The sequence below is a fragment of the Alteromonas macleodii genome (genome assembly GCF_903772925.1).
Lineage (GTDB): Bacteria > Pseudomonadota > Gammaproteobacteria > Enterobacterales > Alteromonadaceae > Alteromonas > Alteromonas macleodii_A.
This window is the reverse complement of record NZ_LR812090.1, coordinates 66,189-92,596: the sequence shown is the minus strand read 5'-3', so window position 1 is coordinate 92,596 and position 26,408 is coordinate 66,189. Positions and strand designations below refer to the sequence as shown.

The following is a 26,408-nucleotide window of genomic DNA, read 5'->3' as shown; positions in this document are numbered from 1 at the left end:
TACTTGCCATGTTGCGAAACAGAGTGTTAAAGAAGGCAGTTATTGCATCGATGCTGTTAAGCGCACCTTCAGTGGCGCAGCAGTCAAAGTTTGATGCCTATAAGGAAAAGCATAAAGAGAGGTACGAACGCTTTGCTAACGATTACTCTCAGCGGTATGAAGCGTTTAAAGAAAAGTTAATCGAAAAATGGGGCGTAGCTGAGTTGAGTTCAACCACTGAGTACGTGGCATATTCAAACGATAACAATATAAAAGTCATTGCTGATTTCGAAAAAGACACTATTGAGGTGAGTATTCGTGACGACGAATTCGACACACTTGATGAACAGGAAAAGAACGATCAAGTCAAAGCTGCGCTTGAAAGTACGCTAAAATTGTCAGCATCTGAAGCAAAAGAAGTAAACCCTGAGTTTGTCATTTTAGACGGTAACTCAGCAAAAAAAGCACACATTCCCACGCTAAAAAACAATAAAAGCGCAGCCCCTACCTTGCTTAACGCATTGGGAATAAAAAGTGATGCTGATTTAGCAAAATCGATAGTTGCTGCAAAGGCGATACCCGTAGAAAAACAGGCTGCATTAGTTACGCAACGAACTAAAGCTCGCTTAGAGAAGCAGATAAAAGAAGTCGAACAGTTTGCTTCAAGAGAAGATGTGCCGAAGCAAACAAAAGAACAAGCCACAAAAACAGTGGCGACGCTCACTACACAACTTAATGAAGTATCAGAAGCAAAAGTTGACGCAACAGCCAAAAACACGCGTTCTTATAAAATACAACTGCAGCGGGCGCGTTACGAAAAAGCAGCTGAATTTTTAAATGCCGTTTCACAACAGGCTTCACGTTGGCAAGTAGCCGAAGATACCCTGCTGGCAGTAATGGAAACCGAAAGCCACTTTAACCCCCTGGCCAAGTCACATATTCCCGCTTACGGGTTAATGCAAATTGTGCCCGCCACCGCAGGCGCAGATGTGAATAAGCAAGTATTTTCCAGTGATAAAAAGCCAACGCCTGAAGAGCTGTATGACAGCGAACGCAATATTGAATATGGCAGCGCATATTTCAATATTTTAATGACGCGTTATCTTAAAGAAGTTGAAAACCCCACCAGTCGTTTGTACTGCGCTATAGCCGCTTATAATACTGGCATAGGTAACCTCTCAAAAGCGTTCAACAATGGTAAGCACGGCAGAATGGCAGCAATTGAGAAAATTAATCAGATGACGCCAGAACAAGTGATGCAAGTAATAAAAAGTAAAACACACACTGAAACGCAGCGCTATTTAGACAAAGTATTAGGCAGTAAAGCGTACTTTTCACAACACATTTAGCGTCGAGGTTAGATAATGCGACAACTACTTTACCTTTTGCTGTTTGCCGTATCTTCCGCAACGGCCGTTGAATTACCGCCAGATTCAGAAAAATACATTTATGGCATAGGTACCGACACCAGCTACGACCTCGCGCAAAAAGCGGCCATGGCAGATATCGTGATGAAACTGGCTACAAGGGTAAACGTAAGCACCAAAATCAACCAAACAAAACAGTCTAATAGGACCCAAGTTGATGCTCAGTCACAAGTAATAGCTGAGAGTCGAGGTATAGAGCTACCCAATGTAGAGGTCATTGATTCTAACCAAAAGAATAATTTTTGGCAGGTCCTTGTACGGGTTGAACGAGAGCAAGTTAAACGCGCTATAAAACATCAACTCGATACCATAAACAGTGACTTACAGTTTATTCTTGAAGAATTTGAGAATTATTACGCGCCTTCGTGTTTTTATACGTTAAGTAATGAAGAAAATAAAAGAACACTGCTTAACGAGTTAATACCAGCATACATAGGCATTGGCAGTGAAGATGGCGCTGAAACCCAGTTTAACAGCACTATTAACACTTTCGACCGCACTTACAAACGCTGCAAAAAGCGCAACCGTTACACCCTAACCTTCTCACAGCCTGTAACTAGCACACTAAAAAATTCAACGAAAGCGCTGTTGAAAAAGCAAGGATTTGACGTGGTTAGTAAAGGTGAGAACACGGGGAGCGTGCAGTTTAATATAAAAGCCAAATCTTCAATGTTTAAAGAGACGCACTTCACCATTTTAACCGCTGAAATCCTTGTTTTTGATGAAAGGGAATCATTGCAATTTAAAGATTCTTTCAAAGTAAAAGGCGCCTCTTTCAAATCTAGCAGTGAGTCTGTTGCTAGAGCAGAGCAAGCGTTACTGCAACGCGTGAAACTAAAATAAAAATCTAAAGGTACTGAGAGAATGAGAAAAGCACACTACTTAACTAGTTTAGCCGCTGCACTTACCATCACAGCGTGCAGCTCTACTACCCCAACGGCGTTGCCAACTTACCCTGATTTTAATATACCAGCATTGCCTGGCACACCAATTGATGCAGGCAACGTTCAAAGCAATAAGCTTTTAGTTGCACCAGGCGTAAAAAGCGATGTACCGTCATTCATTCAAAGTATGTTTGTAGACAATATGACTGCGTTTGTTAACGAAAGTGGTTCCGAAGTTATAGACCGACAGCTAGCACAACGCTTCATTGATGAAATTCAGTTAAAAGAAAACTTATCAGAAACCTACGAAGCCTACCAAGGACCTGTAGAAGCAAAGTTTTTGATCATTCCGACAATTACAGACTATTCTTGGAGTAGTGAATACGAAAAAGCAGACTCACGCAAAAACAAAGACGGAGAAACCATCCGTTACCCAGCCGAGTGCGACTACACAGGCAAAGTGAAAGGAAATGTTCAAATTCGCGCGTTGCCTTCGATGAAACAGATTATTTCAGTAAACCTAACTGGCAGAGAAAGCGGCTCAAAAGAAAACCCGCCAAGCAAAAAATGTGACGAGACAAGCATGATAAATGGCGCAATTAAGGGCGCTATTGCTGACCTATTGGTAAAAGGTGACGATGACTATATCACGCTGAGCAAGTATGTAAGCTCGCAAGGTATGATCACCGGAGCTAAAAAGGCCGAAGGTGAAATATACTTCGAAACAAACTTAGGCCGTTTACATGGTGCGAAAGAAGAAGCTGCCGTTGCTATTTATCAAGAAATTGATGGTGAGTTAGTGAAGATTGCTTCGGGCGAAATGGTAGACAAAGACAATGTTTTTAACAGTAAGTCTTACATTAAAGTAGAAGGTGATAGCGTAGAACGCATTAAACGCGGCATGATTGTAATGCTTTCTGGTGAATGCACTGGCTTTGGCTGTAAATGGAATAGCTCTTTAAAGAGCTTAACAAAGTAAATAGTCAAGCAATTCAAACTAAGCCTGCAACTCCTACTGCAGGCTTGGCTCTTTACAGTATTTCTTAAGCGGTCGAAGCGAGAACACTAAAGTCGCGCCGGTACTACCTAGGCTACTGGTCTCGGTTACGTTAACACACCGCACTTTATGTAAAAGTGAAATGTGTGGCTTTAAAATGAAAAAAGCGCCGCCAATCGGCAGCGCTTTGTTTTACAGCTTAATCACTCTTTATTACTGAACCACTAAAAACTACAACCGCGACGGCCTGCTGTGCGGGTCGCCTTCAATGTGATCTTTTGGTTCACGAGGTTTAGGTTTGGCCGCAATAGGCACTTCTTCTTCGCCTTCCTCATCAATATCCCACGTGCCCTCTTCGCTCCAAGGGTCGTCGTCTGGGAACTCGCCAATGTTAATTTCTTTTACTGAATAGTCTGGCTGATAGCGCATGTCGTAATTAGCAGCCCTTACTATGGCAATACACAGCATTAAAGCCACAGCTAATAGCGGTACGCCCCCTATTATTGATGCGGTTTGTAGTGTTTCTAACCCGCCAACAAACATAAGCACAATAGGCATAAAAGATAGCGCAAAGGCCCAGAATAAGCGGTTCCAGCGCAGTGGTTCTTCGTCTACTTCTTTTTGCACTACGGCTGCCAGAATGTAAGAAATAGAATCAAAGGTAGTGGCGGTGAATATTAGCGCCAATAGGGTAAATACAAAGATAACCACGTAGTCCATAGGCAGTGTGTGCAGCATGGCAAAAATGGCTGCGGTTGGGCTTTCTTGGTTAAGTATGGTGACTACGTCTAGTTCACCTGAAAGCTGTAAATACAGGCCGTAATTTCCCATTACCATGAAGAATAAAAAGCAGCCCATGGTGCCGAAAAACATAGAGCCCGCCACCATGGTTCGAATGGTGCGCCCTCTTGAAATACGCGCTATAAATAAGCCTACGCTAGGTGCAAATACCAGCCACCATGCCCAGTAGAATATGGTCCAATCTTGGGGGAAATGGGTGTTTTCGAAACCGTTGAATTCGGCGAAGGGTTCTAACCATGTGGCCATTTTTATAATGTTGCTAAGTACTCGGCCCAGGGCATCTAATCCTGTATTGGCCATAAACAACGTTGGGCCCACAATAAAGATGAACAGCAACAACCCAACTGCCAGCCAAAAGTTAATGTCTGACAGCAGCTTAATGCCTTTTTTAAGTCCAACATACGCGCTGTAGCCGAATATGGCGGTACAGGTTACAAGCACAATTACTTGGGTAGTTAGCGATTTAGGTACCCCGAAGAGTTCGTGTACCCCTTCGTTTATCATAGGTGCTGCCAAGCCAAGCGTAGTTGCCCCGCCGCCTAACATGCCGAATATAAAGCTGATATCGATGATTTTACCTAGCCAGCCGTGGGCCATTTTCTCGCCTATTACCGGCATTAGGGCTTCGGATATTTTTAGTACGCTGTGGTTACGCACGTAGTAGAAGTAAGCAATGGGTACTGCAGGAATAAGGTAAATAGCCCAAGCTAGCGGGCCCCAGTGAAATATACCGTAGGCCGCGGCCCATTTGGCAGCTTCTGGGGTTTCGCCTTCTATATGAAACGGTGGGGCTTGGTAGTAGTACACCCACTCAATCATTGACCAATACAAGATAGACGCCCCAATACCTGCGCAAAACAGCATGGCAGCCCAAGATACAGGTGAGAACTCGGGCTTTTCTTCAGGCTCGCCCAATTTTATTTGGCCAATGTCGCTAAACATGATGTAAACCATGAAGCCACCAGCACCCACTCCAAGTAAAAGATACAACACGCCGAGTTTACTGGTAACGAAGTCTTTGGCGGCTGCCACCCATTGTGCGCCCTGGTCAGGCCAAATGATAAGAGGAAGGGTGACGGCAAGAAGAAGAATAAGAGAGCCAAAGAAGGTTGGCTTATCAATAACGCTAAATGCGCTTTCCTGTTTAATGGTGGCCTTGGGTGAGGCCGCATCTCGGGTATTACTACTCATACACGATCCTTTGTTTTGTTTTTTATCGATGCCTTATGCGTTGAAGCTTTAAACGGGCAATCTTGTTAAACAGTTTATCAGAATTGAGGAATACATGTTTTGATGTGGCGTTGGAGCATGGTTTTACGTATAGCCTATTGCGTTATTGGTAGGTTAAGTTAAGCAAGTGGGTAGCGACGATTTAGCATATTTGTAAGACTGAACTAACAGACATTTGTGTGACTTTAACTTACCATTATAAATATTAGATTTGATTTATATTAATTCGCAGAATTTGCACCCTTGCAGGTTTCAGGAGAAAGAATTAGTGAACTGGACAACAACACCATTTGAGCCGCTAGCCGGTTTGGCAGGTGGGCTGCTTATAGGCTCGTCAGTGGTACTTTTATTGTATACGCTTGGCCGCATTGCAGGTATTTCAGGTATTGCCGCTGGCGCAATGACTCAGCATGGCGCTGAGCGTTACTGGCGCTTAGCCTTTATAGCCGGCATTGTTTTGTCTGCCGTTCTGTACATGGTGTTTATTGGCGATTTACAGGTTCAAACCCAAATGAGCTCTGCATGGCTGGTAGTTGCTGGCTTGTTAGTGGGCTTTGGTACGCGCCTTGGTTCTGGGTGTACGTCGGGCCATGGCGTTGCTGGCCTATCTCGGTTATCGCCCCGCTCTATTGTGGCAACCGTTACCTTTATGGCGGCTGCCATTGTGACCACAAATATCATCAGACACCTGTAAATTACCGAGGAGCATATTCTTATGAGAGCAATTATCGCCTCGCTTATTTGTGGGCTTTTATTTGGCTTTGGCCTTATTGTATCGGGTATGAGCAACCCTGCCCGCGTGCTGAACTTTTTAGACTTCAGTGCCAACTGGGATGCTACGTTAGCTTTTGTAATGGGCGGCGCTATCTTAGTGGCGGCACCTGGCATGTATTGGGTGCGCAAGCGCAACAAACCCTTGCTTGCGAATAAGTTTGATATTCCTACCAGCAAAACCATTGATACAAAGCTAATTCTAGGCTCTGCGACTTTTGGCACTGGCTGGGGGATTAGCGGCTTTTGCCCAGGGCCTGCCGTAGTAGCGTTTGCTTCGCTTCAAACTGATGTGCTGTTGTTTGTAGGTGCTATGATTGTCGGCATGCTGGCCCAGCATTGGTTGAATGCTAAAAAAGGCTAATAAGTAAGAGAGTGAAAGACCCAGATATGTAGTTCTATTCATTCTGTTATTAATTACAAAGCGCTTCATGCATTTATCCCTTAGAGGGTATAACATTGACATTATCCCCTTCTGGGGATAATGTTTATAATATCCGCTAGAGGGTATAGAGCACATAGGCCGCGCTGATGATATATAACTCAAAGCAACTCGCTAATTATTTGAAGCTTGTAAGAAATCAAAATAACTGGTCTCAAGCCGAGGTTGCAAAGCGCATTGGCGTTAAACAGAGCACCCTATCTAACTTCGAAAACGACCCCGAACGCTGTCAAATTCAAACTGTCTTTAAAATATTGCAGGCCTTAGGGCTAACAATGAACATCATGCCAAATACCCCTCATCATACATCGCAAAATGAGGATTGGTAGATGGCTACGCTTCAGCTGTATATGAACCAAGAACATGTTGGTGAGTTAATCATGCGCAGTGATGGTGCTCATCAATTGAAATATGTTCCGTCATGGTTGATTAATACCAAAGCTCGCCCTCTGTCGCTTTCGTTACCGTTACAAAAGCAACCTATTACTTCAGAACACGTTTATAATTATTTCGACAACTTGCTTCCCGACTCTAAACGTATTCGCGAACGTATAATTAAACGCTTTAACGCCGCGTCAAATAGACCGTTCGACTTACTTGCAGAGATTGGCAGAGACAGTGTTGGCGCCCTCACAATAGTAGCAGCTGAGTCCCCAGGAAAGTTTGCTAAGTTAGATTATGAGCCATTAAGTGATAACCGCTTAAAATCTCTGTTACTCGCTTATAAGTCCGATATGCCTTTAGGTATGACAGAACACGAGGATTTTAGAATATCAGTGGCTGGTGCACAGGAGAAAACCGCCCTTCTACAGCAAAATGGACAATGGTGCGTGCCCAAGGGTTTTACGCCCACCACTCATATAATCAAATTACCTATTGGTGAAATAAAAGGCCCAGACTTTACGCTCGACCTAAGTGATAGCGTGGAAAACGAATGGCTATGCCTAGAATTAGCTAGAGAGGTAGGATTTGCAGTCCCCACTGTGGATATTATTAATATCGATGATGTAAAAGCGCTTTCGGTGGAAAGATTTGACCGTCGTTGGACTGCAGATAAAAGCAAAATTCTGCGTATTCCTCAAGAAGACATGTGTCAGGCTCATGGCATATCACCATCTATAAAGTACGAGGCTGAAGGTGGTCCGGGTATTAAAGAAATAATGGCATTGTTAATGGGGTCGAGTAATGCGCTGGACGATCGTGACACCTTTATGCGCTTTCAAGTTTTTCAGTGGCTGATAGGTGCTACAGATGGCCATGCAAAAAACTTTTCAATATTTCTTAATGCTGGTGGTACATATCGACTTACACCATTTTACGATGTTTTATCCGCCTACCCTCTTGTTGGAAAGCGGGGGCTAAATATAAGAGGTTTAAGCCTAGCAATGGGGCTTGATGCATCAAAAGGTAAAAAGCGAAAAATTGATCAAATATTCCCCAGACATTTTCTCGCAACTGCGAAAAACAATGGATTTGACACAACGCGCATGCAAAACATTATGCAAAAGTTTGTAACAGAGCTTCCTGCCGCAATCGATAGATTGAAACTAAGGATGAACGAACAAGTACCGCAACATATTCAGTCCGCAATCTTCGAACAAAGCTTAAAACGGCTTAAGAGACTCAAACGTATTTAGCAATACCTATAAGCTTTCCCAATATATTGAGGAATAACAGCTTTTAGAAACTGCCTACATCTATGCTTTACTTTTTTGTATTTTGATTCCCTTTCAATAAGCCTACCCCCAATGCGGCCATGATAACGGCAACCATACCATTCAAATAGTTGAAAAAGGCATAGGGCGCATAGTCGAGTACGTCAACGCCCAGGGTGGCAGAGTAGAACGCACCGGCGGTTGTCCACGGAATAAGGCCTGTGGTCATGGTTGCCCCCTCTTCTACCGACCGTGATAACACGGCACGGTCAAGATTCTGCTGTTCATATTTTGGTTTAAACAGTTGGCAGTTTAGAATAATAGAGATGTAGGCCTCGCCCATAGCTAGGTTACCTAAAAAACCTGATGCTATAGTCACTGCAATTAAGGTTGCCGTGCGCTTTACCCGAGTGATGATGCCGGCCAACAGCGCCGATAAAAAGCCTGCTCCGTGTAATATTCCGCCTAATGCGATTGCCATTAAGGCAAGGAGTAACGTCCAACTCATACTGCTGATACCGCCCCTACCTAAAAGCGCATCTAAATTCTCGATGCCCGTATTTTGCGGGGTGTTTTCCCAAAGCGCGTTAAGCACGTTAACGGTGTTGGCATCTTGGTAGAAAATGGCGATGATAACGGCAAGCAAAATACTGCACGACATGGTCACTTCAGCCGGCACTTTTTTAATGCTTAGTACTGTAAGCAATACTAGAGGTAACAGTGTTATATAAGGTGCAAGGTTATAGTGGCTGGCAAGCGCTGCTTTAATTTCAACTATCTGTTCAACATTTAAATTCTGGTTTGCGTAGCTGAACCCTATTACTAAGAAAATAACGAAAGTGAGAAGAAAACTAGGCAGCGTAGTAAGTAACATGGCGTACATATGCCGATAAAGGTTGGTGCCCGCACTCATGGCCGCAAGGTTAGTGGTATCAGAAACCGGAGACATTTTATCGCCAAAGGTTGCCCCGCATACCACCATGCCCGCCACAATAGGAGGCGGTATGTTCATGGCAGCGCCAATGCCCATTAGTACCACGCCCATAGTACCCACTGTTCCCCACGATGTGCCCGTAGCTACCGACATTACCGCACACAAAATTAATCCCACCGCTAAGAATATGCTCGGGTTAAGCCAGCTTAAACCGTAATAAATTAACGTTGAGATAGTGCCGCTTTGCATAAAGCTGGCGATAACCATGCCTATAAGGATAAAGATATAAATTGCCGGCATGGCCCGGGTTAATGCGCTGGTCATTAATTCGCGGATTTGTAGGTATGTGTACCCCAAACTAAACGCATTAACACCGGCCCAAAGTAAACATACAAATATGAGCGCATGCAGGCTAATACCTAGGCCAAACAACCCACCCGCTATTAGCGCGACAATAACGCTAAAACAAACCAGTGACTGAGCAAAACTAGGGTGACGTAAAGACTGAGGCGACATGAGGGCTCGTTGATACGTTTGAAAAAATGGAAGTAGTGAAAAACAGTATAGCGACTTTGCTATGCGTTGGAATGACTTTAACGTTGGATAGGCTTGAAAGACGCACAATGCTTCAGAAAGAAATGGCCCGCCCTAGAGGATTCGAACCTCTGACCTCGGCCTCCGGAGGGCCGCGCTCTATCCAGCTGAGCTAAGGGCGGTTTGTAGATCCAGTGAGATAATCACCGAGCGTTTCCAACAAGGAATACGCGACTGCACGTATGCTGCAAACGGGGCGTAATAATACTGACGCCACGGGCTGGCTTCAACTCATTTATTAAAATCTCTTTAGATGGCTTGGCATAAGTGTTAAAAATCCTTACTTTTTATGGGTAATTGGCCTCAAATAGTTGTTCAGCCCCAATTAACCGTTATAATCTGGCCAGTTATATTTTAAACAAATTCATCATTGCCTGGAGACAGATGTGAAATTAAAGACTTGGTTAACTGTTGCTGCTACTGCGCTAACTGTTTTTGCAGCACAAGCACAAGAAATGAGTAACGATGAAATTGCCGATCGCATTAAGCCGGTAGGTCAAGTACATGTTGCAGGTGCAGCGGCAGAAGGTAGTGCAGCTGCAGCTGGCGGTGCAAAGTCTGGTGAAGACGTATACAACTCTGCATGTGTAGCTTGTCACTCTGCAGGTGTTCTGGGCGCTCCTAAAGTTCACGTTGCAGCAGACTGGCAGCCTCGTTTGGACGAGCGCGGTCTTGACGGTGTATGGCAAAACGCTCTGAACGGTATCAACGCTATGCCTCCTCGCGGTACCTGTGGCAACTGTTCTGACGACGAAATTAAAGCCGCTATTGAGTACATGATTGAAGGTATCTAATACCTACACGATCACAACAACTTGATGGAAAAAGTAGCGTTTTACCCTCTAATCGGGTAAGTTAACCCGTTGGGAAACGTTACTTTTTTTACTGGCGAGCGGAATGTCACAAGATTCGACGCAACACGAGTTGACTGAAGAAGAACTGCGCGAACTTATACCGCAGCTTCAACAACTCACCGACAAATATAAGCGCGCTGAACGTGTTCAGAAGGCGCTTTTTGATATTTCCGAACTTGCCAGCTCTGTAAGTCACCTAAACCGCCTTTACTCCGCTATTCACGAAATCATTGCCGATTTCATGAACGCCGACAATTTCTTTGTAGCCTTTTACGAACCTGAAAGCAACGTTGTCGACTTTGCCTATTTTATAGATGAATTCGACGAACAAACCGTTCCACAGCTTCCTGCCGAGTCTTTAATGGACGGTATGACCGGCTATATTCTTAGAACCGGCAACTACCTTTTTTACAAACGCGACGAAGAAGAAACCTTTGCCTCTGAACACGATATTAAGCTGGTAGGCTCTCAACCTTTTGAACTACTAGGCGTTCCCCTAAAACGCGGTAGCCAAGTGATTGGGGCAATGGTTGTACAAACTTATGATGAGGGTGTGCACTACAGCCAAGAAGATCTAGAGGTTTTGCTTTTTGTTTCCCAGCATATTGTTACCACGGTAGATAGGGTAAAGAACCGAGAGCTTACCGAACGCACCATTCGCGAACGTACCCGCCAACTTCGAAAGATTAACGACGACCTTCAAGAAGAAATTTTAGAACGCCAAAAAGTAGAGTCATTACAGCAAGCGCTGTTTGAAATCTCTGAGTTGGCGGCAACTCTTGAAGGCGATATGAATGCCTTCTACTCAAGCCTTCACGATATTCTTGCACGGCTTATTAGCGCGCCGAACTGCTACATTGCTATTCTCGACAAAGAGAAAGAGATGCTGGAGTTTCCTTACTTCAGCGACTCCAAAGAAAAAGATATCAGTGCTAGACCGCTTGGCTTAGGGCTTACCGAATATGTATTACGTACGGGCCAAGCCGAGTTGATAAACCCACCCAAGGTGTTGGAACTTGCTGAGTCGGGTGACATTGATGTTTCTGTTGCTCAGACCATGCTAAATAGCGCTAACTCTTGGCTTGGTTCTCCCCTTGTTGTTGAGGGCGAAATAGCTGGTGTTATAGCGGTTCAAACTTATGGCAAGCTGGCAAAATATAATGCTCGCGACCAAGAGCTTCTTCGCTTTGTATCGCACCATATTGCGGTAGCCATTGAGCGCAAGCGCAACACCGAATCGATGCAGCGCTATAACATTGAGCTTGAAGAGCGCGTGAAAGAGCGCACCGCAGAGCTTAACCGCGCGAACAAGTTTTTAAAGCAGCAAATTGAAGAGCGCAAAGAGATTGAGCTTAAGCTAATTCACGACGCCCACCACGACTCGCTAACCGATTTACCCAACCGCGCTATGTTCACAAGCCGGTTAGAGCTAGCCGTAGCTAGCAAGCAACGTTACAGCGATAACTTATTTGCGGTGTTATTTATCGACTTAGACCGCTTTAAAGTGATTAACGACACGCTAGGTCACCACGCGGGCGACGAGTTTTTAATTGAGGTCGCAAGACGTATTGCGCTGTGTATTCGCGGCCACGACTTACTTGCTCGCCTAGGTGGTGATGAGTTTGTTGTTCTGCTGGATAACTTTGAAGATGTGGCAGATGTTGAAGAAGTAGCCAGCCGTATTATTTCATCAATTTCAGAGCCGTTCTTACTAGATGGTCGCGAAATGTATTCCGGCGCCAGCGTGGGTATTGCCCACCTTGAAACCTATTATCGCAGTGCGGATGAAGTGCTAAGAGACGCTGACGCCGCCATGTACCAGGCTAAAACACTTGGCCGAGGCCGTTACGTGATGTTTGATAAGAGCATGCGCGAAAGACTAATAGAAGAGCTGGAGCTTGAGAATGAATTCAGGCGGGCCCTGCGTGAAGAAGAGTTTGATTACTTTTTGCAGCCTGTGATTGACTTAAATGACAAGAGCACGCTGTATAAGGAAATGTATATTCGCTGGTCTCACCCAGCCTACGGCAAAATAGCCCGCGAGCAATTTAGACAAGTGGCAGAGCACAGCGGCCTAACGCTAGACCTTGATTTATTTCAGCTAAACAAAGCGTGCGAGTTACTCAACCACTACAAGAATACCGATGAGCCTATTAACAAAATAGCGGTTAATGTGTCGATTAACCATTTATTACAGGCTTCTATGGTTAATCAAATGATAGATGTAATTGCAGCATCTGACATTACGCCAAGCCAGCTTGTGTTTGAGTTTGACGAAAATGACTTAAATCGGCGTTCGCAGTTTATCTTACCGGCAATTAAAAAGCTTAAACGCGCTGGCGTAACGCTTGTTCTTGATAACTTTGGTAGCGGATTAGCCTCGCTAAGTTATCTGTTTGCTTACCCCTTTGACTTCATAAAAATTGATCACCGATTTGTAAAATCACTCCCCCGTTCTCAGCGTAACTTGAAGCTTATTCAATCGGTGATGCTGATTTCTGAACACTTGAAGTTTCAGGTTATAGCCGAGGGTGTGGATTCTCGAGCCCAGCTTGACGCCTTGAATGAAATTGAGTGTTCATATGGTCAGGGCAAGATATTAAAGCACGCAAAAGTGCTCGATATAGCATTGCTTGCTGGCTAAAAGTAAGTACTTACTTGCACCTCTAATCATACTATTTTTTCCCTAAAATACCTCTTAGGTTAGCAATACCTACCTGAGCTTTTTGCTGGCGCTCTTCTTTTGTTGCCTTTGGCTTTTGATTTTCCCACTGTACATCGTCGGGCGGCAGCTCGAATAAAAAGCGGCTCGGCTCTGGATTAATCACTTCACCAAACTGACGGCGTTCTTTGGCAAGGCTGAATATAAGCTCGCGCTGGGCGCGAGTAATTCCCACATAAGCAAGTCGGCGCTCTTCTTCTACATTGTCTTCATCAATACTGCTTTGGTGCGGCAACAAGCCTTCTTCCATGCCCACTAAGAATACAATGGGGAATTCCAAACCTTTTGAAGCGTGTAGCGTCATTAACTGAACTTGATCCCCTTCCCCGTCGTCTTCGCCGCGCTCCATCATGTCGCGCAATATCAGACGGTTCACCACTTCGGTTAATGTCATGGGTTGGTCTAGATCATTGCCTTCCAGCATATCGTTAACCCAACCGAATAAGGTACTTACGTTGGCCATAGCCATTTCCGCAGCCTTGGGGCTGGCGCTGGTTTCATAAAGCCATTCTTCATAACCCATGGTGCGGATCATGGTGCGCACTGCATCTGCAGTGTTGCCACGTTCGGCGTTGTCCGACAGCTCAACTACCCAGCGAGCAAAGGTGGAAACCGAATGAAAAGCTTTGTCGGGCAGCACGCTGTTTAAGTTAGGGTGCGTTGCGGCTTCAAACATAGACACGCCCAAACTATTAGCAAAGTTGCCTAACTTTTCTAGCGTAGCACGCCCTATACCACGCCCTGGCGTGTTTATTATACGCAGTAAAGCGTTATCGTCATCCTGATTCACCAGTAGCCGTAAATAGGCCATGATGTCTTTCACTTCGGCACGGCCAAAGAACGACATACCACCGCTTATTTTGTACGGAATGCGGTTACTCATTAACAGCTTTTCAAAAATACGACTTTGGTGATTCCCGCGATACAAAATGGCGTAGTCTTTAAACTGGGTGCGGTTCATAAACTTGTGCGCCAGCAGTTCTGCCACCACGCGCTCACCTTCATGCTCTTCGTTCTTCGCCTCTATCACTTTTAGCGGCTCGCCATACTGCAACTCAGAGAACAAGGTCTTATCGAACAAGTGTGGGTTGTTCTGAATAAGAATATTCGCACAATGCAGAATACGACCTGACGAGCGGTAGTTTTGCTGCAGCTTAATCACGTTTAATCGCGGAAAGTCCTGTTGTAACAGGTGCAGATTTTGTGGCTTAGCGCCACGCCATGAATAGATAGACTGGTCGTCGTCGCCAACCACGGTAAAGCGTGCACGCTCGCCAACTAATAACTTTACTAACTCGTACTGACTAGTGTTGGTATCTTGGTATTCATCCACCAGCAGATAGCGAATTTTGCTTTGCCATTTTGCTCTTATCGTTTCGCTGCTTTTTAAAAGCAGCGTGGGCAGCAGAATAAGGTCGTCAAAATCTAGTGCGTTATAGGCTTTTAGGTTGTCTTGGTAGCGCTTATAGGCTTCTGCAAATTCTCTTTCGCCTGTGCTGGTTGCTGACTTTAATAAGGCATCGGGCAAGATAAGATCGTTTTTCCAGTTCGAGATACAGCTTTGCAGCAGCTGAAGCTGATCTTTATCGCCATCGAGGGTGTCGGACGTAAGGTCATTAAGCAAGGCAAACGAGTCTTTATCATCGAACAGCGAGAACCCCGGTTTTAGGCCTAAATCTTTTACATGGGCTTTGATAATGGTTAAGCCCATGGTGTGAAAGGTAGACACCTTTAACCCTCGCGCCTCTGGCTTACCCAAGGTTTGCGCCACACGTTCTTTCATTTCACGTGCTGCTTTGTTGGTAAAGGTTACCGCCGCAATATAGCGTGCTGGCATATCGCAGTTTCTAACTAAATGAGCAATCTTGTTGGTAATTACACGAGTTTTACCACTGCCCGCCCCAGCCAGCACCAAACATGGGCCAGACACATAGGTTACGGCAGATTCTTGAGCTTCATTTAGTTTCATTTAATTCCTAAGACAACGTACGTTTGGGCGTAACACGGTTTTCATTGCATGTCGCGACGATACCGATAGAATAGCTTTCATATTTTGAGCTGCGCATTATAAGGGAATTCCATGTTGGATCCGAAGAAACTCGAAGATTTAGCGAAACAAATTGCTGATGTCGTACCACCAGGCGTTAAAAACATGGCTGAAGAAGCAGAAGGCCGAGTGAAAACAGTATTGCAGTCGCAGCTGTCGAAACTTGATTTAGTGACTCGCGAAGAGTTCGATATTCAAAGCCAAGTGCTTATTCGCACTCGCGAAAAGCTAGACGCTATGGAAAGTCGCATTGCCGAGCTTGAAGCGAAACTAGCAGAAAAGTAGTTGTTCACAGCTTATAGAAAACTCAAAGCGCCTTCATGGCGCTTTTTTGTTGAAGCCGATAAAATAAAGAATGCTCTTCTGTCTTTGCAAAAGCGCAGAATAAAAGAAACGTTACATCAAGATCTCTAAACCTTTCTGCTCAACAAGACTCAGAAGCTTTAAAGAAGTACCTCGAGGTTTTTTGTTCCCCTGCTCCCACTGCTTGATTGTAGATGGCGTGATATTTAAATAGGCAGCAAAAACAGCTTGGCTTACTCTGGCTTTTTCACGGATTGCTTTTATCCGCTGTCCATCATATTGCTTGAGTTTGGGTAAACACAATGCATCAAACTTATGCATAGTCTGCTTATCCATTACTCCGGCTTCGCTCAAATCTTTTGCAGTACTATGTACCACATCTAAAATGCCTTCTTTCACCTTATCTCACCTCTTCAATACTACCTGAATCAATAGCTTTCTTAAGCTTTTCCTCGCTGTAGTTCAGTAGCTCTTTAGCTAAGAGTTTTAAAGACTTCATCTCTTGAACCACTTCAATTTATATATGCGTATAGATTCCATTCAACACCTAAAGTATAACACTTAGTAGCATACTTTGTGCACGAGTTTTAAATACATTTAGTGAGTAAAGCTCGTGCCTATAAAAGCTAGTAAATACTTTAGACTGGCTATAATTCAGTTATAAGGGGACATTGGTACAGGTTAAAGTTTGCTGTTGGTAAGTTTTACCTTACCAAACAAAAATGCAGCGCCGTACCAAGCGTAATGGCTAAACCAATGTAGTGGTTTTCAATAAACGCGGTGAAACAGCCTTCTCGCTGGCGGCGTTTAATAAGCTGATATTGGCGCACGCATAGCAAAGCAGAGAACAGCACGGCCGTGTAGTAAGGCCATGTCGCATTGATTGTTAAGCCTATGCACCACAAAATGGTTAGCGCCAAGGCCTGCAACATCATCACAATTAATACGTCGTTTTTACCGAACAATATAGCGGTAGATTTAACGCCTATTTGCAAATCGTCGTCGCGGTCTACCATGGCGTACATGGTGTCGTACGCTACTGTCCATAGTAAGTTAGCAATGAACAACCACCAAGCGTACGTTGGTACAGTTTCTAGCACAGCCATAAAAGCCATGGGAATGGCCCAGCCAAATGCCGCGCCTAATACCACCTGCGGCAAGTGGGTATAACGCTTCATGAAGGGATAGCTTGCAGCGAGCAAAAGCGCTACAACAGATAACGCGATAGTTTGCCAGTTAAGAAACAGCACTAACACAAACGCAATGACGATCAGTGCGCCAAATAACTGCAGCGCTTGTTTTGGTTTAACTTCGCCTGTTGCCAAGGGGCGCTGTGTTGTGCGCTTTACGCGTCCGTCCACTTTTCTATCAGCATAGTCATTGATAACGCAGCCTGCTGAACGCATTACGACTACGCCAGCCACAAAGATAAGCGTAATACCTAAAGGCGGTAAACCTTGCGCCGCCATTAGCAGTGCCCACAATGTAGGCCATAGCAGTAAATAAATACCTACAGGTTTATCTAGGCGCATAAGTCGCGCGTATGCATTCCAATTGTGTTTCATAATTGTTGTTCGCTTTCTTTTTCGCTTGTCGCTGACTGACCGTAAGCCGGAGAATGAGGAAGAAAAACCTCTGCCACTATCATGCTGTAGTTATCTAACGTAAACAACGAGCGTCTTCCCCACAAGGTTTGGTTACTATTGATGCCAAACTGAGAGGCTTGGGCAGTACACAATTGGAACTGTGAACGGGTGAACCGCGTGTCGTTAAACAAACGTTTTCCCAGTGGCTCGCGGCCTAAGTCAGAAAGCTCACTGTCTACAAATGCTTGAGGAATAATAGATCGTGCAAACACCCAAGGTTGATGATTGCCACACAGTAGGATTTCCCGAGCTTGATAGCTAGTGCTGCCGTTATTGTGTAGTAACGATAACTCATTGTCGTGAGGTATTTGCGTGCGCTGCCCAATAAGCTCCAGCGAAAAATGATCACTTAAGGATTGCACTCGCTCGGTTAATGACCCTGTGTCTAACAACCAGTTTTTCAGATGTGCATTAGGAATTGTGATGCCAGAAGGTGCTTGCCAGTCAACCGCCAAACCCACTGGAAAAGTGGCATTAAAACTCACACGAAAAGCCCGAATAATGAATCTGTTAGTATGATAACACGTCATGTGAGAATATTTTCACTTGGTTAAACTTTTGCAGTAGTGTGTTTGATCAGAGATTTGCTACACTACCAAGTGAATTTATTACTTTGGTGTTTCGGACTCCACTATGTTTAAGTCACTAGTTTTACGTGTATTTGCGGTTAGTTTTTTTGTTTTAGGGTGCAATTCAGCGCTGGCACAAGATAAAGCCAACTATGCTTATTTGGGCTTAGAGCCAGAGATTGTTACCAACTATATTAGCGACAGCGCACAAAAGCTGGGGTATGTTCGCGTGTCGGTAGAATTGATGATTCACGATGTAAACCAACTGGAAATCGCTGAACACCATATGCCGCTACTACGCTCTACCGCCATTGAAATTTTCGGGCAGCAGCCAGCAGAGAAAGTAAAGTCGCTCACCGGCCGTGAAGATATTCGTCGCGCTATTTTAAAAGCGCTTCAAGAGCACATGCAGCAAGAAACCGGTGGTGAAGTAATTAAGAACGTAATTTTTACTAAGTATTTGTACCAAGGTGCTTAGGCAGAATAAAAGCTGCCTAAGTCAACAGAAAAGCGAGCTTTTAACCAGCTCGCTTTTTTGTTTCTATAGCAGTTTTACCGTTTTTATTAGCGTTTAATACGCTAATTATCTAGGTAAGCGCGACGTGCTATCCCATACCTATATGCTGCAGTACTCAACACTTTAGTACCTTTTTAAGCTAAGGCCTGCGCTGACTAACTGCTAACGCTTTGCAGAACCCAAGCTTAGTATGGCGGCAAGTAGGCAGCCTGAAATAAGCCCCGCGGTATGCGCAGCATTTGCCATGCTCACCCACAGTATGTCGGCATAGCCAATTACCAACCAAACCAGCATAAAGCCTACAATAGAGTTTGGTAACGACAGCCCCCAACTAGGGCGCAGCCAGCCAAGCCACCACACGAAGCCCATCACCGCATATACCACACCAGACAAGCCGCCAAACAAGAATAGATTACCTTGTACAGGGTCGCTAAATAGCGCTTGTGCAGCATTTGAAATTGTGGCTGATACTAAAAATACAATAAGCAGCATGCTGATACCTAAAGTACGTTCAATTTTGGCCCCCAGCATGCCCCACCACAATAAATTGAATATGATGTGAAGTGCAGAGAAATGGATGAACGCTGGGCCAAGCAGCCGCCACCACTCGTGATTTTCTGCCAAGACAGAAAACGGCTGCATCAATAAGTGCTGTGCAATGGGGGCAAATAACCCAAATAAAGACAATAGGTAAACAGCAGCACACAGCACAAACACCACAGAAGTAAACGGCGCTTTAACCGCATCGGACATTATTTTGCTAAACGAAAAGCCGCTACCTAATGGCGCTAGCTGTACGTTCTTACCACTGTCCCATGCCGCTTGCTGATATTTAGGGTTCGTTGGATTTGCTAAAAAGTCTTCTGCGATGACTTTTGCGCGGTCAACATGCTCATTGTTATCCAGCACAACCACAAACTCTTTTTCATGCTGTACTACGTTGGCGTTGATATGCTGACTGGTTAAATAGTTGGCGAGAAGGTGCGCTGGACTTTGCTGATTAAACGCAATTAAAGGATGACCCATAAGCTAGTTGTTACCCCAAAAGCAAAAAGAGTGTGAAGCGATAAAGATGTACAAGAGCGTGGAATTTAGCTCTCGTCATTGACTCTTTATACTGAAATAGTGGAAGACCTGCAAAACATAAAATAAAGGTGCACATTGTGCACCTTTATAAAATCGCTATTCGGTGACTACCGGGTTCGCCTGTCGCCACGCTTCAAAGCCCCCGTCCATACTATAAACGGTCTCAAAGCCTTGCTGAGCAATCACTTGCGCAGCCTGTTGGCTGCTTACGCCGTGGTAACACACTACAACAACTGGAATATCTTTGGGTGTTTGGTCAATAAACGCTCCAAAGTTATCGTTGTTAAGCGGTGCCGCATTAGGCATATGGCCATTAGCAAACGATTGAGGATCGCGAATATCCACAATTGTTACGTCGCCTTGAAAGTTAGCCACGTCGTTTACGCTAATGTGTGAGAATGTTGTCATTATTGCCAATCCAAAATAACTTTACCTGAGTGTCCTGACCCCATGGTATCAAACCCTTTCTGAAAGTCATCAATGGAAAAGGTATGGGTGATGATGGGTGAAAGGTCCAGACCGCTTTGTAGTAAGCTCGCCATTTTGTACCAGGTCTCGAACATTTCTCGGCCATAAATGCCTTTTATCACCAAACCTTTGAAAATAACTTGGTTCCAGTCGACAGCAACGTCTTGCGGAGGAATACCCAGCATAGCCACTTTGCCGCCGTGATTCATCTTGTCGAGCATGTCTCTGAAGGCTACCGGCACACCAGACATCTCAAGGCCCACATCAAAGCCCTCTGACATACCCAGTTCGTCCATAACGTCTTGTAAGTTTTCTTTACTTACATCAACAGCACGCGTAGCCCCCATCTTTTCAGCAAGCTCAAGGCGATACGGGTTGATATCAGTAATCACTACGTGACGGGCACCTACGTGTTTGGCGACCGCAGCCGCCATAATGCCGATAGGCCCTGCACCTGTGATAAGTACATCTTCGCCTACTAGGTCGAAACTTAGCGCGGTATGAACGGCATTACCAAACGGGTCGAAGATAGACGCTAGGTCGTCGCTGATATTGTCTGGAATTTTAAACGCGTTGAAGGCAGGAATAACTAAATATTCGGCAAATGCGCCAGGGCGGTTTACACCCACACCTTCGGTGTTGCGGCACAAATGTACGCGGCCAGCGCGACAGTTACGGCAATGACCACAGGTAATATGACCTTCACCGGATACACGGTCACCTACTTCGAAGCCTTTTACTTCTTGCCCCATACCCACTACTTCACCCACGTATTCGTGACCGACGACCATAGGCACAGGAATAGTGTTTTGCGACCACTCATCCCAGTTGTAAATATGCATATCAGTACCGCAAATCGCGGTTTTGCGAATTTTAATTAGTAGGTCGTTGTGCCCTACTTCAGGCTTTGGCGTGTCTTGTAGCCAAATACCTTTTTCCGCTTTCGCTTTTACTAGCGACTTCATGAAATCACTCCCATTTCACGGCCTACTTCGATAAACGCATCGATGGCTTTATCAACGTGTTCAAGGCTATGACCTGCTGACATTTGCGTACGAATTCGCGCTTGTCCTTTTGGCACAACAGGGTAAGAAAAGCCGATAACGTAAATGCCTTTTTCTAACAGTTTGTCGGCCATTTCACTGGCTAAGCGGGCATCGCCCAGCATTACAGGAATAATAGCGTGATCTTTACCTGCAAGGGTAAAGCCCGCGTCTTCCATACGCTTGCGGAAATGGTTGGCATTTCGCCATAGATTAGCGCGTAACTCATCGCCTTCTTTCATCATTTCAAACACTTTTAACGATGCTGAAACGATAGGTGGCGCAACTGAGTTAGAGAATAGGTAAGGACGCGAGCGCTGACGTAGCCATTCAACAACTTCCTTTTTGCCTGACGTGTAACCGCCTGACGCACCACCAAGGGCTTTACCTAATGTACCGGTAATAATATCGACGCGACCCATTACACCGCAGTATTCATGGCTACCTTTACCGTTTTCGCCTAAGAAACCCGTAGCATGGCAGTCATCAACCATTACCATGGCATCGTATTTGTCGGCCAAGTCGCAGATTGAAGCAAGGTCGGCAATAACGCCGTCCATAGAGAATACGCCGTCGGTAGCAATGATTTTAAAGCGAGCGCCGTCAGCATCGGCTTGCTTTAATTGCTCTTCTAACGCTGCCATGTCGTTGTTGGCGTAACGGTAACGCTTGGCTTTACACAAACGTACGCCGTCAATGATACTCGCATGATTTAGCGCATCAGATATGATGGCATCTTCCGGTCCAAGAAGGGTTTCAAACAAACCTCCATTGGCGTCAAAGCAAGACGGATAAAGAATGGTGTCTTCGGTGCCTAGAAAGTCGCTGATAGAGGCTTCTAGTTGCTTGTGAATGTCTTGCGTTCCGCAAATGAATCGCACAGATGCTACGCCGAAGCCATGACTATCTAAGCCTTCTTTCGCCGCTTCGATTAAGCTTTCATTGTTTGCCAGGCCTAGGTAGTTATTGGCACAAAAGTTTATAACGTGCTCGCCACCAGCAACGCCAATATCCGCTTGTTGTTGCGACGTGATTACACGCTCTTTTTTGTACAAACCATCTTCTTTCGTGGCTTCAATTTGCGATTGCAAATGAGAAATAAATGCCGCAGACATGCCATTCTCCAAGTGTGGGTATATGAAAACCGCTAGTGTAATGAAAGCGCATGAAAGGGTACACACCCTTGCGCTGTATTTAATGGGTTTGTCGACTAAGTTTGTAAATTATTCAGCACACTCACAAAAAAGGTTAAATCACGCTAATTTGTTTTAAGTGCTAGGCAAAGTCTTTCCAAAAGCCGTTTTCTACTTTGTCTTTTAATGTGTCCCAAAGGTTTACTTCAGGTATAGGTCGGCTAATAAGATAGCCTTGGCCCTGATGGCAGTCAAAATGACAAAGCAGCTCGTACTGCTCATTGGTCTCAATACCTTCAGCTACCACCTGCATGCCCATATTACGCACCATGGATATGGTGGAATGCACAATGTTTCTGTCATCTGCACTGCTGGCGATGTTGGCAACGAAAGAGCGATCTATTTTTATAAAGTCGGCGGGCAATGATTTTAGGTAGCTTAGGGATGAATAGCCGGTTCCAAAGTCATCAATCGCTAACATGCACCCCATATCACGTATGGTTTGCATTATACCCGTAGCCCGTTTGATATCTGAGACCAACACGGTTTCAGTTAGCTCTAGGCAAACTTGGTCTGGAGCGATATCGTTTTTAATAATTTGATGCTGTAAAAACTCGGGCAAGCTGGGGTCGAGGAACTGCCCCGCTGATAAGTTAATCGCCACCTTGATATCGGGGTAGCCGCTGTTTTTTAGCTCGTTAACTAGATGGGTGGAGCGCGTGATCACCCAATAATCTAACTCGAGCATAAATGACGTATTTTCAAGCAGAGGGATAAAGTCGCCTGGCGATATATGCCCTTTTTTAGGATGATACCAGCGTAGTAGTGCTTCAAAGCCCATGAGCTTGCCGCTGTGCATGTCTATTTGCGGTTGCAAGGCAAGGCTAAACTGATTGCCTCTTAGCGCTTCGCGAGCTTCAGATTCTAATTCAACCTTTTGCATTACCTTAAGGTTCATAGTGGCGTCGTATACTCTAAACTCAGCACCTTTCTTCGCTTTGGCTTCGTACATCGCAATATCGGCATGGCGCAGCAGCTCTACCGGTGTAGCGCGGGAGTGATTAGTAATGGCTATTCCAATGCTGATTGAAACATAAAAAGTAACGCCGTCGACAATAATGGGCTCTTGAAACTCGTCGATAATTTTTTGCGCGACCGTATCGACATGTTTTTTGCTCTCTATATTCGACAGCAAAATAACAAATTCATCGCCCCCAAACCGCGATGCAATATCAGACTCCCGAATAGGACGGGAAATTCTCATTGCCGCAGCTTTAAGCAGCTTGTCGCCGACATCGTGCCCATGGCTATCGTTAACTTTTTTAAAGTCATCTAAATCCATAAACATGAGCGCTACTAGCCTGTCATCTCGAATTGAGCTGGCTAGTTGTTTTTCAATTTGAAAGGTCAACATATTACGGTTGGGTAGACCTGTCAGCACGTCGAACATGGCCATTTTCTCTAGCTTAGCGGTGTTTATCGCCATTTGACCGTCAAAGCTTTCTAGCTGGCGCGCTAAATCGTTCGCCGCTTCCTCAACCACGTCGAGCTCGTCGGTAAGTTTAAATACAGGCAGCTTTTGACGCTTTGCCGCAACCGTATAAAATTCGCTAAATTTATGCTCAGCCAACATAGGCAGGCGTTCGCTTATGTCTAATAACCTTGTGCGATATTGATTTAAGAAAAGATAGAGCAACGACGAGAAAAGAAGAAATAATGCGATAGCGCTTGAAATAACTACGTACTGATATTGCTCGTTCTGACGTATCATTGCCGATACATTTTGAACGATAAGCAAATAAGGATGATCGCCTGCGGCATGGTCGAAAGGCAAAAGGCTAACCAGAAGCTGCTGGTTTTCTAACTCTACGTTTACTCCTTTTATCACTAGGTCGTCAACACGCCAGTTTTCAGGCAATGCCTTAATAAGCGAATTCAAAAATTGTTTGTTAGCAGCGGAAACCTGACTTGCTACCTTTAACGCAAGTTTTCCAACCTGAGGTTCATCTACCTGAACAACCGCCACTTTATATACATCGGTGGCACGGCTAAACAGATACAGTAATTCTCGCATGGAAGTAGAGACAATAATAACCGGCACTTTATCGCTTGATGCCATTATAGGTATGGAAATGTAGTGAGTGCATACGCTTTCGCAGACCAGTAACGAACGGCTTTCAAATGAGGCCCGAGTAGAATCCACAAGCTGCTTGATGGTGCCGTTAACGGGGTAAGCAGGTTTTCCAACAACACCGTTTTCATCGAATAGGTAAAGAGTTTCTACCTGAAAATTGAGCGTTAGGTATTCACTTAGGTCATCTAGCGTACTACGTAAATTATCAAGGTTATTAGAATACGCACCATTTTTACGGCTAATGATATCAATGAGGGTGATCATACGGCTATGAAGTATGTCTTCGAATAGCTGAACCCTGCGCTGGTTGCTAATTTGGCTTTCCCGCTGCTGCATCACAACCTGTGCTTCAGACTCTTGAATTAGCACGGTGGATATAACGATAGTAACGGTTAAAACCATAGCCAGTAAAATAGCAATGGTTTTCGTGGTAAAAGATACCTGAACCTTCATCTTTTACCCTTAAAACCAATACATCAATTGTATTGACCACATTTCCCAATGCTTATCAGAATGGGATGCCACATCTCGGTTTAATAAGCTGACTACACGCGTTGCTCCTTCAACCCAGTGATATTCGCCTTGTAATCGCCATTTAGGTGCAATGTCCCAGCGTAAACCCACCGTGTAAGTATCTTGATACCCGAAGTAGGCAGGGATAAGGCCTCCCGTGCTTGCCTCTAGTTCTTTACCGTCACTGTCGGAGGTATCGTTAATATATTTATCGTAGCCAATAAGACCGCTGATTTCGTTGTTAAATAAATATCTAAACTGAACGAAACCACCTTCACCGGTGCGTTTTTCGGCAAAGTCAGGGGAAAATAGCCCCTGGCTGTTTTGTTTGTCGCGAATTATTTCTGCAGACACTTCCCAGTGTTCAGCAAAGTATTGCGCAGATAACATAAATCGCTCTATGTTCGCGGTGCCCGGCAAACCATCTTCATCCTGTGATGGCGTGTACTTAAAATCGGAATTAAGCCAACCAGCACCTATTTTCCATGTCATAGATGAAGGCTGCAAAAACACGCTTGCTTGATGTACGAAGTCTTGTCTGATTTTGCCTTTAACTTCGTTACCTAAGAGAAATTCGCGCTGAGAATCGTTTATATTCGAGCGTCCGTAGCTCCAATTAAGTTCCCAAGTATATTCCTTACCGTAATTAGAAAAACTGGTCAGTATGCCGTTACTGCCCAATGCAACATCGCGAAACCCGTCGTTATATACCGATTGAGGCAATATTGAGGTATATCGCGTTTGAGGGACATCTCTGGTCGATGAATAAAGCCAGTGGATGTTTTTAAAGCGTCCAGCGTGAATTTGCCCACGCCACCTGCCAGGTAAATTAGGCAGCTTCCAATCAACAAATAAATAATCGAGGCGAGCACCTTGCTCGAAACGATTCCCACCGTCTAAATAGTTAACTTGCCCAGCAATGGATATATTTTCAGCAAGCTGATAATAACCGTTCAAGCCGATCTCAGTGAGTTCACCCGTCACGTTATTATCATCAGTAATAAAACTACTGTCTTTCGACTGAGTTAAGCCCTGTGAAACATAGCCATGCCAGGTAAAATCTGATTGCGCGCTAAAGATATGCGAGCTGAAAAGCCCAAGCGCTAAAGCGATGTATATTCTCATTCTAAATCTACCTCAACGCGTCTAAGCTTAACGATTTCCGTTCGTTCAACATAACCAATAGAACCCACCGTATTTTCCAATGCATCAACTAGCGCTTGATAAGAGGTTACTCTGATTGGTGTAATACCTTGACCAGAATAGGTAATTTGGTCCCAAAGACGAGACAGCTGATAAGGGAACATCTGAAGAATATCGCGGCAAAATTGACGGTGTAACTCGTCGCTGTCTTGCAGTACGAAAACGGTAATTTTAGTACCATTTTCCCAATACTGGCGCTGTCCCGTAAAAATCTGACGAAGTTCTGAGCGACTAAGCTCTTCGACCATTACACTTTCGTTCACCATGACGTTAAGTTCCGATGCATTTACTTTAGGCAAGCATATGAATAGCACTGCTAGTGTTAGCAGTACTTTTTTACCTGCAGTAAAAGTATGAATCTCGGACAGCCATCGCAAAGCGGGCTTTTTCATTCAGTAACGACTCCCTGCTTAAAAGAAGTACACAGCACAACGCTAAGTGTAGATAATAGTTGGT

24 protein-coding genes and 1 tRNA gene are annotated in these 26,408 nt (G+C 44.7%); 11 read left to right on the top strand and 14 right to left on the bottom strand.

Annotated elements, in window-relative coordinates:
- Window positions 1-8: 8 nt before the first annotated feature.
- The 3 genes from PCAR9_RS00435 to PCAR9_RS00425 are packed head-to-tail and all read left to right on the top strand — an operon-like array spanning window position 9 to window position 3,269.
- A complete protein-coding gene (locus tag PCAR9_RS00435; RefSeq protein ID WP_179981929.1) occupies window positions 9-1,328 on the top strand; it encodes a transglycosylase SLT domain-containing protein in 1,320 nt (439 codons plus the stop codon).
- Window positions 1,329-1,343: 15 nt separating this feature from the next.
- On the top strand, window positions 1,344-2,249 hold the full coding sequence (locus PCAR9_RS00430) for an LPP20 family lipoprotein (RefSeq protein ID WP_179981928.1): 906 nt from the start codon (window positions 1,344-1,346) through the stop codon (window positions 2,247-2,249).
- A 21-nt stretch (window positions 2,250-2,270) separates the two neighbouring features.
- Window positions 2,271-3,269 (top strand): hypothetical protein, encoded by a 999-nt coding sequence (locus PCAR9_RS00425; RefSeq protein WP_179981927.1) that lies wholly within the window; start codon window positions 2,271-2,273, stop codon window positions 3,267-3,269.
- 249 nt (window positions 3,270-3,518) lie between these two features.
- Here PCAR9_RS00425 and PCAR9_RS00420 read toward each other — a convergent pair whose 3' ends face one another.
- The gene (locus PCAR9_RS00420; protein WP_179981926.1) at window positions 3,519-5,279 is read right to left on the bottom strand and encodes a BCCT family transporter; all 1,761 of its coding nucleotides are present in this window, start codon (window positions 5,277-5,279) and stop codon (window positions 3,519-3,521) included.
- 307 nt (window positions 5,280-5,586) lie between these two features.
- Between PCAR9_RS00420 and PCAR9_RS00415 the strand changes: the two genes are divergently transcribed.
- From PCAR9_RS00415 to PCAR9_RS00400, 4 genes are all read left to right on the top strand, one after another.
- The gene (locus tag PCAR9_RS00415; RefSeq protein ID WP_232091078.1) at window positions 5,587-6,012 is read left to right on the top strand and encodes a YeeE/YedE family protein; all 426 of its coding nucleotides are present in this window, start codon (window positions 5,587-5,589) and stop codon (window positions 6,010-6,012) included.
- A gap of 21 nt (window positions 6,013-6,033) precedes the next feature.
- Window positions 6,034-6,453, top strand: a complete 420-nt coding sequence (locus PCAR9_RS00410; protein ID WP_179981925.1) for a DUF6691 family protein — start codon at window positions 6,034-6,036, stop codon at window positions 6,451-6,453.
- Between the two features lie 167 nt (window positions 6,454-6,620).
- A complete protein-coding gene (gene hipB / locus PCAR9_RS00405) occupies window positions 6,621-6,860 on the top strand; it encodes a type II toxin-antitoxin system antitoxin HipB (RefSeq protein WP_179981924.1) in 240 nt (79 codons plus the stop codon).
- Complete coding sequence (locus tag PCAR9_RS00400) at window positions 6,861-8,168, top strand: type II toxin-antitoxin system HipA family toxin (protein WP_179981923.1); 1,308 nt, start codon at window positions 6,861-6,863, stop codon at window positions 8,166-8,168.
- A gap of 67 nt (window positions 8,169-8,235) precedes the next feature.
- Here PCAR9_RS00400 and nhaC read toward each other — a convergent pair whose 3' ends face one another.
- On the bottom strand, window positions 8,236-9,636 hold the full coding sequence (nhaC, locus tag PCAR9_RS00395; protein WP_179981922.1) for a Na+/H+ antiporter NhaC: 1,401 nt from the start codon (window positions 9,634-9,636) through the stop codon (window positions 8,236-8,238).
- 123 nt (window positions 9,637-9,759) lie between these two features.
- Window positions 9,760-9,836, bottom strand: a tRNA-Arg gene (locus PCAR9_RS00390).
- A gap of 264 nt (window positions 9,837-10,100) precedes the next feature.
- Between PCAR9_RS00390 and PCAR9_RS00385 the strand changes: the two genes are divergently transcribed.
- Both PCAR9_RS00385 and PCAR9_RS00380 read left to right on the top strand, forming a co-directional pair.
- Entirely contained in the window at window positions 10,101-10,508 is a 408-nt protein-coding gene (locus PCAR9_RS00385) for a c-type cytochrome (protein ID WP_179981921.1), read from the top strand.
- A 103-nt stretch (window positions 10,509-10,611) separates the two neighbouring features.
- Window positions 10,612-13,212 carry a sensor domain-containing phosphodiesterase gene (locus tag PCAR9_RS00380; RefSeq protein WP_179981920.1) on the top strand — a complete coding sequence of 867 codons (2,601 nt, stop codon included), beginning with the start codon at window positions 10,612-10,614 and terminating at the stop codon, window positions 13,210-13,212.
- 31 nt (window positions 13,213-13,243) lie between these two features.
- Here the strand turns inward: PCAR9_RS00380 and rep are convergent, their stop codons facing one another.
- Window positions 13,244-15,259 (bottom strand): DNA helicase Rep, encoded by a 2,016-nt coding sequence (gene rep, locus PCAR9_RS00375; protein WP_179981919.1) that lies wholly within the window; start codon window positions 15,257-15,259, stop codon window positions 13,244-13,246.
- 111 nt (window positions 15,260-15,370) lie between these two features.
- On the opposite strand from rep, the gene ubiK reads away from it, so the two are divergent.
- The gene (gene ubiK / locus PCAR9_RS00370; RefSeq protein ID WP_179981918.1) at window positions 15,371-15,622 is read left to right on the top strand and encodes a ubiquinone biosynthesis accessory factor UbiK; all 252 of its coding nucleotides are present in this window, start codon (window positions 15,371-15,373) and stop codon (window positions 15,620-15,622) included.
- A 111-nt stretch (window positions 15,623-15,733) separates the two neighbouring features.
- On the opposite strand, the gene PCAR9_RS00365 is transcribed toward ubiK, so the two are convergent.
- The 3 genes from PCAR9_RS00365 to PCAR9_RS00350 form a co-directional block, all read right to left on the bottom strand.
- Window positions 15,734-16,039, bottom strand: coding sequence for a helix-turn-helix domain-containing protein (locus PCAR9_RS00365; RefSeq protein WP_179981917.1), 306 nt, complete (start codon window positions 16,037-16,039; stop codon window positions 15,734-15,736).
- 305 nt (window positions 16,040-16,344) lie between these two features.
- Window positions 16,345-17,205: a 4-hydroxybenzoate octaprenyltransferase gene (ubiA, locus tag PCAR9_RS00355; RefSeq protein WP_179981916.1), complete on the bottom strand. Its 861-nt coding sequence runs from the start codon at window positions 17,203-17,205 to the stop codon at window positions 16,345-16,347.
- On the bottom strand, window positions 17,202-17,771 hold the full coding sequence (locus PCAR9_RS00350) for a chorismate--pyruvate lyase family protein (RefSeq protein ID WP_179981915.1): 570 nt from the start codon (window positions 17,769-17,771) through the stop codon (window positions 17,202-17,204). The genes ubiA and PCAR9_RS00350 overlap by 4 nt, the downstream gene beginning before the upstream one ends.
- 148 nt (window positions 17,772-17,919) lie before the next feature.
- Between PCAR9_RS00350 and PCAR9_RS00345 the strand changes: the two genes are divergently transcribed.
- On the top strand, window positions 17,920-18,333 hold the full coding sequence (locus PCAR9_RS00345) for a flagellar basal body-associated protein FliL (protein ID WP_179981914.1): 414 nt from the start codon (window positions 17,920-17,922) through the stop codon (window positions 18,331-18,333).
- 201 nt (window positions 18,334-18,534) lie between these two features.
- On the opposite strand, the gene glpG is transcribed toward PCAR9_RS00345, so the two are convergent.
- The 7 genes from glpG to PCAR9_RS00310 form a co-directional block, all read right to left on the bottom strand.
- On the bottom strand, window positions 18,535-19,398 hold the full coding sequence (gene glpG, locus PCAR9_RS00340) for a rhomboid family intramembrane serine protease GlpG (protein ID WP_179981913.1): 864 nt from the start codon (window positions 19,396-19,398) through the stop codon (window positions 18,535-18,537).
- A gap of 156 nt (window positions 19,399-19,554) precedes the next feature.
- The gene (gene glpE / locus PCAR9_RS00335) at window positions 19,555-19,866 is read right to left on the bottom strand and encodes a thiosulfate sulfurtransferase GlpE (protein ID WP_118490912.1); all 312 of its coding nucleotides are present in this window, start codon (window positions 19,864-19,866) and stop codon (window positions 19,555-19,557) included.
- A complete protein-coding gene (tdh, locus tag PCAR9_RS00330) occupies window positions 19,866-20,891 on the bottom strand; it encodes an L-threonine 3-dehydrogenase (protein WP_179981912.1) in 1,026 nt (341 codons plus the stop codon). The genes glpE and tdh overlap by 1 nt, the downstream gene beginning before the upstream one ends.
- Window positions 20,888-22,084 carry a glycine C-acetyltransferase gene (locus PCAR9_RS00325; protein WP_136783231.1) on the bottom strand — a complete coding sequence of 399 codons (1,197 nt, stop codon included), beginning with the start codon at window positions 22,082-22,084 and terminating at the stop codon, window positions 20,888-20,890. The genes tdh and PCAR9_RS00325 overlap by 4 nt, the downstream gene beginning before the upstream one ends.
- A 160-nt stretch (window positions 22,085-22,244) precedes the next feature.
- Window positions 22,245-24,689 (bottom strand): bifunctional diguanylate cyclase/phosphodiesterase, encoded by a 2,445-nt coding sequence (locus PCAR9_RS00320; RefSeq protein WP_179981911.1) that lies wholly within the window; start codon window positions 24,687-24,689, stop codon window positions 22,245-22,247.
- Window positions 24,690-24,698: 9 nt separating this feature from the next.
- A complete protein-coding gene (locus PCAR9_RS00315; RefSeq protein ID WP_179981910.1) occupies window positions 24,699-25,874 on the bottom strand; it encodes a hypothetical protein in 1,176 nt (391 codons plus the stop codon).
- Window positions 25,871-26,344, bottom strand: coding sequence for a hypothetical protein (locus tag PCAR9_RS00310; RefSeq protein WP_179981909.1), 474 nt, complete (start codon window positions 26,342-26,344; stop codon window positions 25,871-25,873). Before PCAR9_RS00310 ends, PCAR9_RS00315 begins: the two co-directional genes overlap by 4 nt.
- Window positions 26,345-26,408: the final 64 nt, after the last annotated feature.